The organism is Polaromonas sp., assembly GCF_036676035.1.
Classification (GTDB): Bacteria; Pseudomonadota; Gammaproteobacteria; order Burkholderiales; family Burkholderiaceae_C; genus Polaromonas.
The window spans coordinates 1-13,448 of record NZ_JAKFDR010000059.1; the positions used below are offsets into that span (position 1 = coordinate 1).

At 63.8% G+C, this 13,448-nt stretch carries 13 protein-coding genes and 1 pseudogene; 3 read left to right on the forward strand and 11 right to left on the reverse strand.

The features are described from left to right. The first annotated feature begins 8 nt into the window (after window positions 1-8). Window positions 9-278 carry an acylphosphatase gene (locus V6M61_RS09525; protein WP_332776376.1) on the forward strand — a complete coding sequence of 90 codons (270 nt, stop codon included), beginning with the start codon at window positions 9-11 and terminating at the stop codon, window positions 276-278. Between the two features lie 119 nt (window positions 279-397). On the opposite strand, the pseudogene V6M61_RS09530 reads toward V6M61_RS09525, so the two are convergent. From V6M61_RS09530 to V6M61_RS09580, 11 genes and pseudogenes are all read right to left on the reverse strand, one after another. After that, window positions 398-607: pseudogene (locus V6M61_RS09530) on the reverse strand (glutamine--fructose-6-phosphate transaminase (isomerizing)); the annotation flags it as partial. 84 nt (window positions 608-691) lie between these two features. Then, the gene (locus tag V6M61_RS09535; RefSeq protein ID WP_332776332.1) at window positions 692-2,326 is read right to left on the reverse strand and encodes an NADP-dependent glyceraldehyde-3-phosphate dehydrogenase; all 1,635 of its coding nucleotides are present in this window, start codon (window positions 2,324-2,326) and stop codon (window positions 692-694) included. Between the two features lie 113 nt (window positions 2,327-2,439). After that, the gene (locus V6M61_RS09540; RefSeq protein WP_332776333.1) at window positions 2,440-3,591 is read right to left on the reverse strand and encodes an ABC transporter substrate-binding protein; all 1,152 of its coding nucleotides are present in this window, start codon (window positions 3,589-3,591) and stop codon (window positions 2,440-2,442) included. A gap of 45 nt (window positions 3,592-3,636) precedes the next feature. After that, on the reverse strand, window positions 3,637-4,620 hold the full coding sequence (dhaK, locus tag V6M61_RS09545; RefSeq protein ID WP_332776334.1) for a dihydroxyacetone kinase subunit DhaK: 984 nt from the start codon (window positions 4,618-4,620) through the stop codon (window positions 3,637-3,639). Beyond that, complete coding sequence (gene dhaL, locus V6M61_RS09550; RefSeq protein ID WP_332776335.1) at window positions 4,617-5,255, reverse strand: dihydroxyacetone kinase subunit DhaL; 639 nt, start codon at window positions 5,253-5,255, stop codon at window positions 4,617-4,619. The genes dhaK (V6M61_RS09545) and dhaL overlap by 4 nt, the downstream gene beginning before the upstream one ends. Before the next feature lie 27 nt (window positions 5,256-5,282). Next, the gene (locus V6M61_RS09555) at window positions 5,283-6,293 is read right to left on the reverse strand and encodes an ABC transporter ATP-binding protein (RefSeq protein WP_332776336.1); all 1,011 of its coding nucleotides are present in this window, start codon (window positions 6,291-6,293) and stop codon (window positions 5,283-5,285) included. Beyond that, window positions 6,286-7,395, reverse strand: a complete 1,110-nt coding sequence (locus V6M61_RS09560) for an ABC transporter ATP-binding protein (protein ID WP_332776337.1) — start codon at window positions 7,393-7,395, stop codon at window positions 6,286-6,288. Before V6M61_RS09560 ends, V6M61_RS09555 begins: the two co-directional genes overlap by 8 nt. 1 nt (window position 7,396) lies before the next feature. After that, window positions 7,397-7,585, reverse strand: coding sequence for a hypothetical protein (locus V6M61_RS09565; RefSeq protein ID WP_332776338.1), 189 nt, complete (start codon window positions 7,583-7,585; stop codon window positions 7,397-7,399). Further along, window positions 7,582-8,529, reverse strand: coding sequence for a carbohydrate ABC transporter permease (locus V6M61_RS09570; protein ID WP_332776339.1), 948 nt, complete (start codon window positions 8,527-8,529; stop codon window positions 7,582-7,584). The genes V6M61_RS09565 and V6M61_RS09570 overlap by 4 nt, the downstream gene beginning before the upstream one ends. Continuing rightward, window positions 8,526-9,536, reverse strand: coding sequence for a carbohydrate ABC transporter permease (locus V6M61_RS09575; RefSeq protein WP_332776340.1), 1,011 nt, complete (start codon window positions 9,534-9,536; stop codon window positions 8,526-8,528). The genes V6M61_RS09570 and V6M61_RS09575 overlap by 4 nt, the downstream gene beginning before the upstream one ends. After that, the gene (locus V6M61_RS09580; protein WP_332776341.1) at window positions 9,533-10,864 is read right to left on the reverse strand and encodes an ABC transporter substrate-binding protein; all 1,332 of its coding nucleotides are present in this window, start codon (window positions 10,862-10,864) and stop codon (window positions 9,533-9,535) included. Before V6M61_RS09580 ends, V6M61_RS09575 begins: the two co-directional genes overlap by 4 nt. 323 nt (window positions 10,865-11,187) lie before the next feature. On the opposite strand from V6M61_RS09580, the gene V6M61_RS09585 reads away from it, so the two are divergent. Beyond that, entirely contained in the window at window positions 11,188-12,216 is a 1,029-nt protein-coding gene (locus V6M61_RS09585; protein WP_332776342.1) for a LacI family DNA-binding transcriptional regulator, read from the forward strand. A gap of 52 nt (window positions 12,217-12,268) precedes the next feature. Continuing rightward, window positions 12,269-13,252: a dihydroxyacetone kinase subunit DhaK gene (dhaK, locus tag V6M61_RS09590; RefSeq protein WP_332776343.1), complete on the forward strand. Its 984-nt coding sequence runs from the start codon at window positions 12,269-12,271 to the stop codon at window positions 13,250-13,252. Window positions 13,253-13,448 lie beyond the last annotated feature (196 nt).

Consider the following 13,448-nt stretch of genomic DNA (forward strand, 5'->3'; position numbering starts at 1 on the left):
AGAGTTGGCTGGTGCGGGTACGTGGCCGTGTGCAAGGCATCGGCTATCGGGAAGCCTGCGTGCACCGCGCGCAGGCGCTGGGCATCACCGGCTGGGTCCGCAACCGCATGGACGAGTCGGTAGGGGCGATGCTGCAGGGCTCGCCCGAGCAGCTTGCGGACATGTGCGACTGGCTGCGCGATGGCATGCCCGCAGCACTTGTTGACGAGCTTGACGTCACGGAGGTGCAGCCACCGTTCCCTCGCTTCGACCACTTCGACCGCTTGCCCACCCTGTAAGGACAAGCAAACCGCGACGGAGAAAGAACGAGTTCATACAGTGAAACTTCTCCGACGGACTTTTATTTAACCCGATGGACTTTATTCATGGCGATCACGCGCTCTGCGCGCCATGCCCGTCATTCGACAGTCACACTCTTCGCAAGGTTCCGCGGTTTATCCACATCCGTGCCCCGCGCACACGCCGTGTGATAAGCCAGCAACTGCAACGGCACCACATGCAGCAGCGGGCTCAAGGCGCCATAGTGCTCGGGCATGCGGATGACGTGCACGCCTTCGCTACTGTCGATGCGGCTGTCGGCGTCGGCCAGCATGTAGAGCACACCGCCGAGGGTCAAACGCTTGCACATGGCCGTCGTACTTCACGGCGCTATCCCGAACATTTCTGGGATCGGTTCATGAAGGCAGCCTCTTCACAGGATGAACCCGGTATTGATGAAGTTTGATGCGTGGGTGCGGACGATCGAGTTCAGCAAGCGCTTGCCGGCCTCGGTCTCCTTGACCGCTACCATCGAGCGGATGGAGAAGGCGCGCAGTGCATCGGAAACAGAAAGGGTGCCCTCGGCGGAGTCCTTGCGGCCTGCGAAGGGGAATACGTCCGGACCCCGCTGGCACTGGGAATTGATATTGACCCGGCAGACCTGGTTGACCAGCGGGTCGACCAGTGCACCGATCTGCACCGGGTCCGAGCCGAACACGCTGACCTGCTGGCCATGGTCCGACGAAATTACGTACTGCAGGGCCTCCTCGGCATCGTCGTAGGCCATGACAGGAACCACCGGACCGAACTGTTCCTCCCGGTACAACCTCATGCCCGCGCGCACCGGATAGACCACGGCAGGATGGAAAAGGGTGCCGCAGTAGGTGCCACCCTTGCTGTTGATGATTGAAGCGCCCATGCCTGTCGCTTCCTCAATGGCCGACGTCATGTACGCCGTGCGGTGGGGACCGGGCAGCGGCGTGATGTTGACACCCGGCTCCCAGGGCATGCCGATCTTGAGCTTGCTGACTTCTTCCGAGAACAGTCGCAGGAATTTGTCCACGAGGGAGCGATGCACAATAAGCATCTTGAGCGCCGTGCAGCGCTGTCCGTTGAAGGACAGGGCGCCCAGCACACACTCCTTGACCGCCAGCGCCAAGTCTGCGTCGGGCATGACGATGGCGGCGTTCTTGGCGTCGAGCCCGAGGATAGCCCGCAGGCGGTGCGACTTCGGGTGCTGCTTCTTCAAATGATCTGCCACCCTGCTCGACCCTATCAGCGCCAGGACATTGATCTTGCCCGACGCAAGCATGCGTGGCACCACAACTTCACCCGCCGCGTAGATGGTGTTGATGACGCCTTTCGGAAAGGCCGTGCGAAACGCCTCAAGCAGAGGTGAGAACAGTAAAGTCCCGTACTGAGGAGGCTTGAACACGACGGTGTTGCCCATCAGCAGCGCGGGAATCAGGGTGCAGAAGGTCTCGTTCAGGGGATAGTTGTACGGCCCCATGCACAGCACCACGCCCAGCGGTGTGCGCCGCACTTGGCCGATCGTGCCTTCCACCACGGTAAAACGGGAGCTGTTGTTGTCCAGCGCCTTTAGCGCCGCGATGGTGGCCAGGATGTACTCGATGGTGCGGTCGAATTCCTTGCGCGAGTCGGCCAGGCTCTTGCCGATCTCCCACATGATCAGTCTGACCACGATTTCCCGCTGCGCCGCCATCTGGCGCACGAAATCCTCCATGCATTCGATGCGCCCGCCCACGGACATCGTCGGCCACCGGCCCCGGCCACTGTCGTACGCGGCGACCGCCGCTTCCAAAATCTCATCGCTCTGCGCTTCTCCCATCCAGGGGTAGCTGCCAATTTTCACTTGAGAAACGCTTCCGTCTTGCGCCCGTATGCAGATCGGAGACAGAACATCCTTGGTTTCGCCATCCCACTTCTCCAGACGGCCTGCAACGACATAAGTCCTCTGGTGAATCTGCCCCTCCATGCGGTGCACTTCGGGAATTTCTTCCTCCTTAGGGAAAAGCCTGCTCAATTCTTCAAACTGATTCACTTGCATTCCAATGGTTATCGGACCGCTTACCCGATCTTTGAGGGTTGGATTGGCGAGGCAGGCTGTCTGGGTGCCTTTTTCATACTTTCGCGCGGGCTGCCCGGGACCGCCGCGTCCCGCTATTTCAAAAACTTCAGCTGGTTCGAAACCACCGTCAGCTCCACAAACGATGAGGCGCTTCGCGTGCCGCTGCTGAAGGCCAAAGGGAAACCGCTGAGGCTGAAGGCCGGCATTTGCTCCAGCGCCGCGCCCAAAGCCGCGGCGCTCGGCTCGCGGGGTTTTGCCCGCTTCAAGGCTTCCGTCAGCCACCGGGCGGCGATGTAGCCCTCCATGCTGGCGAAGTCGGGTTTGACCTGGCTGGCGGTGCAAAAGCCCAGGAACTCGCGCGAGATCGCTGTGGTGCCGCCCCACGGAAACGGCACGACCTGCGCCACGGATATTCCGACCGCGAGCTGACCCAGCTGATCGAGCAGCACCTGGCCGCCCACGGTGGACACGGTATAGAAACTCCCGCCGAAACCAGCTTTGCGCGCGGCCCGCACGAAAGCCGCGCTGGCGCTTGGGTTGGCCGCCAGGATGATGGCCTGGGGATTGGCTGCAACGAGTGCTGCAACAGCCGGGCCCACGTCGGCGCTGCCTCGGGAAACGCTGGCGCTCACGCTGCTGGCGAGCTTGGCGGTATCGGCCGCCTGGGCGAACGAATCCCTGATCTCCCATCCCGCCGATTCGTATTCGAACAGCAGTGCCACCCGGGTGATGCCGGTGGAACTGGTATGCCGGATGATCTGGCGGATTTCGTCGCGGTGGCCGGCACGCAGCAGGTAGACGTTGGTGTTGTCGCGTTGCCGCAGCACGTCCATGCCGCTGACCGGCGCGATGAAAGGCACGCCTTCTTCCATCGCTCCCTGCATTCCCTCGCGGTTGGCACCTGGCCCGGCGAAGCCGAAGAAGCCGACGGCTCCGTGCGTGCTGGCCAGGAGCTTGGCGTTGGTGGTTGCGCGCTCAACCACGCCGCCGTCATCGAGCGTAACGAGTTCGATGCGATAGCCACCCGCGCCGCCCTGGCTGTTGGCCAGGTTGAACCATCCCAACGCGGCGTCGCGGAACTGTCGCCCCACCGCGCCGTTGGAGCCCGTCAGCGCAGTCGACTGGCCCAGCCGCAGCACGCCATCCGCGGATGGCTTCCTGGCCGCGAAGCCAAGGGTCGGCCGCGCCAGCACGGCCGCCGCCGCACAGGCCAGCGTGATGGCCTGTCTTCGGTTGGTCATCATGAGAATCTCCTTTTTGATGCGGCGGCCCGGGACGGGGCGGCCGACCTACCAGCGAAGCGCAGCCGTGTGCACAGGCGCATCCCACAGGGATTTCATTTCCTCGTCCAACAGGGTGACGGTCAGCGAGGCGCCAGCCATCTCCAGCGCAGTCGTGTAGTTGCCGACCAACGACCTTGCCACCTTCAGGCCCTGGCCCGCAAGCAGTTGGTTCGCGCAGTGGTACAGCAGGTACAACTCGATCAGGGGCGTGCCCCCGAAGCCGTTGACGTGCAGCAGAACCTCTGAGCCGGGCAAGGGCCGCAGGTCGCCCAGAATGGCAGCCATCAACTCGTTGACCAGCTCCTGCGCAGGGCGCACCAGTCCGCGCCGGCGCCCGGGCTCCCCATGGATGCCCACGCCGAATTCCATCTCGTCCTCGGCGATATCGAAGGTCGCCCGCCCCGCCGCCGGCACGGTACAGCTGGTGAAGGCCACGCCCATCGACGCGGTACAACTGTTGACCTTGTCCCCCAGCGCCTTGCACTGATCCAGGCTGGCACCGGCCTCGGCCGCCGCGCCCACCAGCTTTTCCACGATCAGCGTGCCGGCCACGCCGCGCCGCCCGGTGCCGTGGGTCGAACGCTCCACGGCGACGTCGTCGTTGACGAGCACGGTCGCGCAGGGCTGCTGCATCATCTCCGCGGCCATCTGGAAGTTCATCACGTCGCCAGCGTAGTTTTTGACGATGAACAGCACGCCCTTGCCGCGGTCCACCGCCGCCGCCGCGGCCATCATCTGGTCTGGCGTCGGCGAGGTAAACACCTGGCCGGGGCAGGCCGCATCGAGCATGCCTGTGCCTATCAAGCCGCAGTGCAGCGGCTCGTGGCCTGAACCGCCACCGGATATCAGGGCCACCTTGGGTTGCGGCAACTGCTTGCGCGTGACGAAGGTTGGATCCAGGTGCAGGGTCAGCAGGTCGCTGTGCGCGGCGGCCAGTCCTTGCAGCGATTCCTGCAGCAGTTGCTCCACATCGTTGACGAATTTTTTCATGATGCTGCTCCGATGGTCAGCATGTCGCACACAGCGAACAGCGCGACCTGACTGGTCTTCGCACCGGGGTCGATATGCCCCAGGGCGCGCTCACCGAGGAAATGGGCCCGGCCTTTGGTCGCGATCATGTCGCGGGTGGCCAGCATGTTGAACTCCGCTGCTTCTTTGAGGCGGGCACACAGCGTGCCCTGGTCGCAGCCCTCGTCGGCCAGGCGCAGCAGCAGCCGCGAGGCGGGGATGAGCACGTCCAGCATCGTCTTTTCACCCAGGTCGGCTTTGCCGCGGCTCTTGATGGCTTCGACACCTGCGGCCAGGGCGCGTGCAAAGTGCTTCGCATCCGGCTCGGCCGAGCCTTCCAGCTCCCTGCCCATGGAGATGAAGAAGCTGCCGATCAGCGGCCCCGAAGCGCCGCCTATGGTGCTGAGCAGTTTCATGCCGATGCGGTTGAACGCCTGCGCCGGCGACAGCGGCACCAGTTCGGGCGTGATCACGGCGATGGCTTCGCAGCCCCGCCGTACGTTGATGAAGTGGTCGCCGTCGCCGATGGCGCGATCCAGCGATTCGATCTGCTGCTCGTTGGTCAGGATGGCGGCATGTACCGCCTGGGCGGCCGTGATGATGTCTTGAGTGTTCATGGGGTGGATCTCGTTAGGAATAGGGTCTCAGGCTGCAAGCCGCTTTCCGGCCTGGTCGAACAGCAGGCGCTGGCCAGCCGGAAAACGCAGGCGGATACGGGACTGGGGAGGAGGCGCGACGCTTTGCATCAGGCGGGCGCGCACCTCCACGCCGGCGTGCTCGGCGATGACGTGATGCTTGAGCAGGGAGGACTCGATGACTGTGCACTCGAAGCCATCGTTCTCACCTGCCAGTTCCACGTCCTCGGGCCGAATGCCGACGCAGGCCGCCGCGGCCGGATGCTGGCCGACGAACCAGCCCGCCGGCAACACGTTGATCGCCGGCGAACCAAGCCGCTGCGCCACCTGCACCGACACGGGCGCCTCGTAGATCTCCTCGGGTGTACCGACCTGCTGGATGTGGCCGGCTTCCAGGATGGCAATGCGGTCGGCCAGCGTGGTGGCTTCCACCTGGTCGTGCGTCACGTAGACCACGGTGGTGCCGCTTTGGCGTTGCAGGCGCTTGAGTTCCACGCGCAGTTCCTCGCGCAGCTTCGCGTCCAGCGAAGACAGTGGCTCGTCCATCAGGTAGACACGCGGCTCCCGCACCAGGGCGCGGCCGATGGCTACGCGCTGCATCTCACCGCCGGACAGGGCCGTGGCCTTGCGCTGCAATTTGCTTTCGATGTGCAGCGTGGCGGCGACCCGTTCCACCCGCCGCCGGATTTCGGCCTCGGGAATGCGGCGCAGCGGTGCGCGCAGCGGAAACGCCAGGTTGTCGAACACCGTCAGATGCGGGTACAGCGAATACTGCTGAAAGACGAAGGCGCAGTCGCGCTGGGCCGGCGCTGCGGTGGTGACGTCTTCGCCGTCCATGCGCACCAGGCCAGCCTCGGGTTGCTCCAGCCCGGCGATGATGCGCAGTGTCGTGGTTTTCCCGGCGCCGCTGGGCCCCAGCAGCACGAAGAACTCGCCGTCGGCGATCTCCAGCTGCAGATCGGTCAACGCCGCGATGTCGCCAAAATGTTTGTGGATGCCGTGTAGGGAAATACTAGCCATGGCGCATACTCGGTTGGTGGGCGATAGTGGTGGCGCTGGGCAGCAAGCGTTCGGTGGCCGCGTCGAAAAGCACCACCCGTTGGGTGTCGAAGGCCAGGCCGACCTGCTCTTTCAGGACCGGCCGTACCGACTTGTCGGCCAGCACTTTCAGCGGCCCCGCATCGGTCTGAACCTCGGCGACCCAGTGCGAGCCGAAGTACTCGACGTGCTGCACGCGGCCGTCCAGGCTGCCCTCGCCCGGCGCCCGCAGGCGCACGTGTTCGGGCCGCACACCCATCAGCACCGATGAGGAGGGGGCCTCGACCGCAGGCACGTCAATCTTTGTCCGTGCCACCCATACGCCCGTGTTGCCGCGTACCACGGGCGCATCGACGTTGAGCAGGTTCATCGGCGGGCGGCCGATGAATCGCGCCACAAAGAGGCAGGAGGGGAAGCTGTAGACGCCATGCGGGTCGTCGGCCTGGAGGATTTCGCCCTCGTTCATCACCACGATATGGTCGGCCAACGCCATCGCCTCGTTCTGGTCGTGCGTGACGAACACGGTGGTGGTCTTCAGCCGGTCGTGCAGCCTGCGCAGCTCCACGCACATCAGTTCGCGGAACTCGGCGTCCAGCGTGCCCAGCGGTTCGTCCATCAGGAAGGCCTTGGGCTGGCGCACGATGGCGCGGCCCAGCGCCACGCGCTGCCGGTCACCACCGGCCAGGCCGGTGACCCGCGAACCCAGCAGGTGCTCGATGCGCAGGATGGCGGCGACTTCATTGACGCGCCGGTCTATCTCGGCGCGCGACACGCCCTCATTGCGCAGCGGAAACTCCAGGTTGCCGCGCACCCCCATGTGGGGATAAAGCGCGAACAGCTGGAACACCATCGCGATGTCGCGCTCGCGCGGCCTGAGATAGGTGACGTCCTGGTCGTCCAGCGTGATGCTGCCGCCCGTGGGGTACTCCAGGCCGGCGATCATGCGCAGCGTGGTCGTTTTTCCGCAGCCCGAGGGGCCGAGCAGCACGACGAACTTGCCGCTTTCGAGCACCAGCGATGAGCCGCGCACTGCGGTGAAGTCGGCAAAGCGCTTTTGCAGGTTTTGGATTCGTATTTCAGACATATCAGTGTTCCGGAAGCTTGCCTGCGATGGAGTAGCCAATCACGCCGGCCAGCAGCACGGTGAAGGCATAGCTGTAGACCTCGATGGACCAGGGCTGCATCAGCATCACCAGGCCCAGGCCGATCAGGGTGGCGGTGCCACGTTCCCAGGGCGCGCGGCGCAGCCAGCGGGGGGATTTGCGGGACTTCATTTTCGAATGGCTCCGAAGGTCACGCCGCGCAGCAGGTGCTTGCGCAGCAGCACGGTGAAGACCAGCACCGGCAGCAGGAACAGCGTGGTGCCGGCCGCCATGGCGGGCCAGTCCAGGCCACCCTCACCGATGATGGTGGGAATGAAGGGAGGCGATGTCTGCGCCGTGCCGCTGGTGAGCAGCAGCGCGAACGCGTACTCGTTCCAGGCAAAGATCAGGCAGAAGATCGCGGTGGTGGCGATGCCGGTGGCGGCCTGCGGCAGCACTACCTTGACGAAGGCCTGCCAGCGGGTGTAGCCGTCCACCATGGCCGCTTCCTCGTATTCGCGCGGGATTTCGTCCATGAAACCCTTGAGCAGCCACACCGCCAGCGACAGGTTCACGACGGTGTACAGCAGGATCAGGCCCAGGTGGGTGTCGTTGAGCCCCAGGTGGCGAAACATCAGGTAGACGGGAATGGCCACCGCGATCGGCGGCATCATCCGGGTGGACAGGATGAAGAACAGCCAGTCGTCCTTGCCCGGCACCCGAAAGCGCGAGAACGCATAGGCCGCCAGTGTGCCCAGCACCACCGACAGCAGGGTCGAACCAAAGCCGATCAGCAGCGAATTGAGGTAACGGTCTGAAAAGCGCGAGGGTCCGGCCAGGATCATCTGCTGTTCACGGACCAGGCCTTCGTACCAGCTCGTGGCCGGTGGTTGCGCCGCCAGTTCTTCTGCGGACACGCGCGAGCGTGTGGTGAACAGGTTGACGTAGCCAATCAGGGACGCCTCGGCCACCACCTTGGGCGGATAGGCAATGGCGTCCTGCGGGGTGCGCAGGCTCGTCATGAAAATCCACGCCAAAGGGACCAGCGAGATGATGGTATAGGTGATGACCAGGACTCCGGCGAACCATTTGGCGAGTGACGTCGGCTCCAGCGGGCTGTGGGGGATGGTTTTCATCTCTGTTTCACCTTGTCCAGGAAACGCACCGTCACGAGCGACATGCCGTAGATCGCGACGAAAAGGATGATGGCGAAGGCCGAGCTGTAGCCGGTTCGCCATTTCTCGAAAGCCTCGCGCTTGAGGTGGATCGATGCCAGCTCGGTCACCGAGCCGGGGCCGCCATTGGTGAGGTTGTCCACCAGGTCGAACATCTTGAAGTTCTCGATCGAGCGGAACAGCAGTGCCAGGATGATGAAGGGCATGACCATCGGCAGCGTGATGCGCCAGAATTTTGTCCACTCCGAGGCCCGGTCGATCTCGGCCGCCTCGTACAGATAGGGAGGAATGGAGCGCAGCCCGGCCAGCAGCAGCAGCATCACGTAAGGCGTCCACATCCAGGTGTCCACCAGCACGATGGCCCAGGGCGAGAGCTGCGTGTCGCCCAGCATGGTGAAGTTGCCGGCGCCGCCGAAGAGGCGCGCTATTGCGTTGAAGATGCCGTACTGCGGCTCGAAGAAATACTTCCAGAAGGTGCCGACCACCGCCGGCGCCAGCATCATGGGCAGCAGGATCGCCGTGCTCCAGAAGCTGTGCGACTTGAACTTGCGGTTCAGCAGCAGGGCCAATGCGAAGCCCAGCAGCAGTTGCAGGGCAATCGACCAGCACAGGAAATGCGCCGTGGTCCGCATGTTCTCCCAGATTGCCTCATCGCCAAGTACGCGCTGGTAGTTGGACAAGCCCAGCCACACCACTTCTGCATTGGGCCGGTTGGCACGGAAGTTGGTGAATGAGAGATAGATCGTCCACAGCAACGGGAAGATGTTGAAGGCCAGCAGCAGCAGGATAGTGGGGCCCACGAAGAGCCAGGCCAGCGCCCGGTCTGACAGCCCCCGCAGGGCCAGGAGCGGACGCTGCCCTGACGCGGCGGGGGCGGCCCGATGGGCGGAGCCCACCGGTTCCGGGAGACTGGCGCTGGGTACCGCCGCTTGCGGCGGTACCCATTGCGTGAATTCCGTGGATTTCACTTGATTTTCCCGTCTTCCTTGAACACCTGGGTCCAGTCCTTCAGCAGCGCGTCCAGCGCGGCGTTGGGGGTGCCCTTGCCGGCGACCACGTAGTCATGCACGCGGGCCTGCATGGCCAGCATCAACTGCGCGTAGCTCGGCTCGGCCCAGAAGTCCTTGACGATCTTCATCGAGTCAATGAACACCTTGGCATAGGGCGTGCTGGTTTCGAAGCCGGGCGCTTCCAGAATGGACTTCATGCAGGTGAATCCACCACCATCCCACCACTTCTTCTGGATGGAAGGCTGCGCGAACCACTTCATGTACTGCAGCGCCATGTCCTTCTTGTCGGAGTACTTGACCACCGAGATGCCCTGGCCGCCGAGTTGCGCGAGTTGCTTGTCGCCCTTGGGGATGGGGAAGAAGCCGGTCTTCTCGCCGCCGACCTGCGGGTCCTTGGAGATACCAGGGAAGAAGGCGATGAAGTTCATCTGCATCGCCACCTGGCCCGACTTGTAGGCGTCCAGGTCCTCGGTCATGTAGGCGTTGCTGTGGCCGGGCGGCACGCAGCAGTCGTACAGGTCCTTGTAGAACTTCAGCCCCTTCACGGCGCCGGGGCCGTTGATGTAGCCGTTCATGTCGTATGGCTTCTTCGGGTTGTCGTACTCCATGCCATGGGCGTACATGGCGTTGGTCACGCCCATCGTGATGCCTTCGGAGCCGCGCTCTGTGTAGAGCGCGGCGCCGTACACCTTCTTGCCATCAATGACGCGATTCTGGAAGAACTGGCCGATCTGCTTGAACTCGTCCCAGGTCTTGGGCGGGGCCAGTTCGCGGCCATGCTTGCTCTTGAACTCGGCCTGCAACTCGGGGCGGGCGAACCAGTCCTTGCGGTAGGTGAAGGCCACCGCGTCGCCCATGGCCGGCAGCGCCCAGTAGTTCTTCGTGCCCTTGGGCCAGGTCGAATAGCCCTCAACGGTCGCCGGCATGAAGTCGCCCATCTTGATGGCGTTCTTGTCGAAGAAGTCGTTGAGCTTGACATAGTGGCCCTCGGTGGCGGCCGAGCCGACCCACTGGCTGTCGCCGATCAGCAGGTCGCACAGCTTGCCCTTGGAATTGAGCTCGTTGAGCATGCGCTGCGCGAAGTTCGGCCAGGGCACGAACTCGTACTTCATCTGGATACCGGTCTTGGCAGTGAAGTCCTTGGACAGTTCCACCAGCGCGTTGGCCGGGTCCCAGGCGGCCCAGCACAGGGTCAGCTGCTTGTCCTGCGCGCTTGCGCCCAGCGCTGTCAATCCCAGCGCGGCCCCGGCCAGCAGGCGCCAGAGGGTTGATTTGGCTTTGCTCATGTGTTCGTCTCCTTACGGTGCGTGGCGGGCCACGCTTGGGTTGCAAATGAAAGCGGCGATTCGAGTGCATCCGCCCGCCTGTTTTTCGGCATCATCCGCCGATCAGCCTAGGTCGATTGACTTTGTCTGATGTGATTGATGGTAATCACATCATTTAATACATCAATCAATACAAACCCTAATAGTCAAGAAGATCAAGATTCCAGCCGTTTTCCAAGGCACTCCGCCTTGGGTGATCGAAATTGCGGTACATTCTGAGCAGGAAGGGCGGCCGCAAGATTGATTTATTTGCCAATCACCTTGGCCGCAAACCCATCGATCCAATGGCAGCCACCATCAACCAGATAGCGGAAGCTGCGGGCGTGAGCACCGCAACGGTCGATCGCGTGCTGAACAATCGGCCGGGCGTCAACCCGGCCACGGTGGACCGGGTCCGCACCGTGATGCAGGCGCTGGGCGCCGCCAGTCCAGCCCGCGGCCGCCCACGGTCCACGCCCAACTACCGCTTCGGGTTTGTGCTGCCCGCTTCGCGGCGTGGTTTTTTCGACATCATCGACCGCGTAGTCGCTCAGGCCGCTGGCGACTTCAGGCACCAGCACATCACTGAGATCACCCATCGCCTGCCCAACCAGGACGGCGCCGACTTCGCTCAGGAATTGGCCAAGATGACCGATCTGGACGGCATCGCCCTGCTGGCCCCTGACGTGCCGCAGGTCAAGCTGGCCATCAATGAACTGGCGCGCAGCGGCGTGCATGTGGTCACCCTGTTTTCCGACGTCGCCGGTTCGCTGCGCGAGACCTTCGTCGGCGCGGACAACCGCGCCGCCGGGCGGACTGCGGGCATCCTGCTGGGCCGCTGCCTGCCGCACGGCGAGCCCGGTCGCTGCGCCATGCTGTCCCCGGCAACACGATTCGCCGCCGAGATCGACCGGCGCATCGGCTTTGCCCAGGTGCTGGAGGAGCGCTTTCCCAATGCCCGGCTGATCGAGCTGTCCGACATGCCGGAATCGGAAGACCAGGCCTACACATTTGCCCGGCAATTCCTAGCCCCAGCCCAAACCGACGGGAAGCTGCACGCCCTGTACAACCTGGGCCCGGGCTCGCATGGCGTCAGCCGCGCCCTGCAGGAGTTGGGTTACGACAGCTCGCTGGGATTCGTGGTGCACGACCTGCTGGAGATGCACCGCTCGCTGCTGGTGGCCAACGTCGTCTCTTATGTGCTGCAGCAGGACGTGTACTACGCCATCATGACCGCCGCCAAGGTACTGCGGCTGCTGTGCGAAGACGTGCGCGGCGCGCTGGCCGTGAGCAACCCCCGAATAGAAATCATCACTGCGGAGAACCTCGCGTGACAAGGCACGCCCGCGGTGACCATAATCGGCCCACCATCCACTACGAGCCGCGATGAAGAAATTCACCAACCTCCCGAGCGACCTTGTGTTTGAAAGCATGCTGGGGTTCGGGGCCGCCCATGCCCAGCTGGTGACCGTGCATCTGGACCCGCTGTTCGTCACGCGCAAGAACCCCACGCCGTCCAAGGTGGCGCTGATCTCCGGCGGTGGATCGGGCCACGAGCCGCTGCATACCGGCTTCGTCGGCACCGGGATGCTCGACGCCGCCTGTCCCGGGCAGGTGTTCACCTCGCCGACGCCCAACCAGATGCTGGCTGCGGCCAAGGCCGTCGGCGGCGAGGCGGGTGTACTTTTCATCGTCAAGAACTACGCCGGCGACGTGATGAATTTCCAGATGGCCATGGACATGATGGACAGCGAATACGCCTGGGTCCTGGTCAACGACGACGTGTCGGTCGACGCAGCCGGGCATCCCACGGGCCGCCGCGGCGTTGCCGGAACGCTGGTGGTCGAGAAAATGGTCGGCGCGGCCGCGGAGCGCGGCGCCGACCTGGCCGCCTGCAAGCGCCTGGGTGACCGCGTGAACGCCTGCACGGCCTCCATGGGGGTGGCTTTCAGCAGCTGCACCGTGCCGGAGGCGGGCGTGCCGACTTTCGAGATCGGCCCTGACGAAATGGAGATCGGCGTGGGCATTCATGGCGAACCCGGGCGCCGGCGCGGGGCGTTCCAATCCGCCACCGTTATCGTTGAAGAGCTGATGGACGCGATCCTGAAAGACTTGAACCCGAAGCAGGGGCAAGAGGTGCTGCTGCTCGTCAACGGCCTCGGCGGAACGCCGTTGATAGAGCTATACCTGCTGTACCAGCTGGCCAGCGAGCGCCTGAGCCATGCCGGCCTGGTTCCGGTGCGGTCGCTGGTCGGCAACTACATCACCTCGCTCGAAATGGCCGGCGCCTCCCTGACCGTGACGCTACTGAACGAAGAGTTGAAGGCACTTTGGGATGCTCCGGTGACAACGCCGGCCTTGCGGTGGTAGCCGTCCTGCGGGCGCCGCCCGTCAATCGTTCCTGCCAGGAGCCTAGTTACGACTTTACCCAGCAGTCCGTAACGAAAGCGACGCCACCTATGCTGTCATTCTGAGCAACGCGAAGAGTCTTGCCGGCATACCGGGCTCCTTCGCGGAGCCTGTCCTGAGCGCGGGCTAAGGGCTCAGGATGACAAAGTATGTCGCA

Excerpts from the sequence above, each read along its gene's own strand:
- dhaL (WP_332776335.1), bottom strand. The coding sequence starts at position 5,255 with ATGAACACTCAAGACATCATCACGGCCGCCCAGGCGGTACATGCCGCC.
- V6M61_RS09560 (WP_332776337.1), bottom strand. The coding sequence starts at position 7,395 with ATGTCTGAAATACGAATCCAAAACCTGCAAAAGCGCTTTGCCGACTTC.
- V6M61_RS09555 (WP_332776336.1), bottom strand. The coding sequence starts at position 6,293 with ATGGCTAGTATTTCCCTACACGGCATCCACAAACATTTTGGCGACATC.
- dhaK (WP_332776343.1), top strand. The coding sequence starts at position 12,269 with ATGAAGAAATTCACCAACCTCCCGAGCGACCTTGTGTTTGAAAGCATG.
- V6M61_RS09585 (WP_332776342.1), top strand. The coding sequence starts at position 11,188 with ATGGCAGCCACCATCAACCAGATAGCGGAAGCTGCGGGCGTGAGCACC.
- V6M61_RS09565 (WP_332776338.1), bottom strand. The coding sequence starts at position 7,585 with ATGAAGTCCCGCAAATCCCCCCGCTGGCTGCGCCGCGCGCCCTGGGAA.
- V6M61_RS09535 (WP_332776332.1), bottom strand. The coding sequence starts at position 2,326 with ATGCAAGTGAATCAGTTTGAAGAATTGAGCAGGCTTTTCCCTAAGGAG.
- V6M61_RS09540 (WP_332776333.1), bottom strand. The coding sequence starts at position 3,591 with ATGATGACCAACCGAAGACAGGCCATCACGCTGGCCTGTGCGGCGGCG.
- V6M61_RS09570 (WP_332776339.1), bottom strand. The coding sequence starts at position 8,529 with ATGAAAACCATCCCCCACAGCCCGCTGGAGCCGACGTCACTCGCCAAA.
- dhaK (WP_332776334.1), bottom strand. The coding sequence starts at position 4,620 with ATGAAAAAATTCGTCAACGATGTGGAGCAACTGCTGCAGGAATCGCTG.
- V6M61_RS09580 (WP_332776341.1), bottom strand. The coding sequence starts at position 10,864 with ATGAGCAAAGCCAAATCAACCCTCTGGCGCCTGCTGGCCGGGGCCGCG.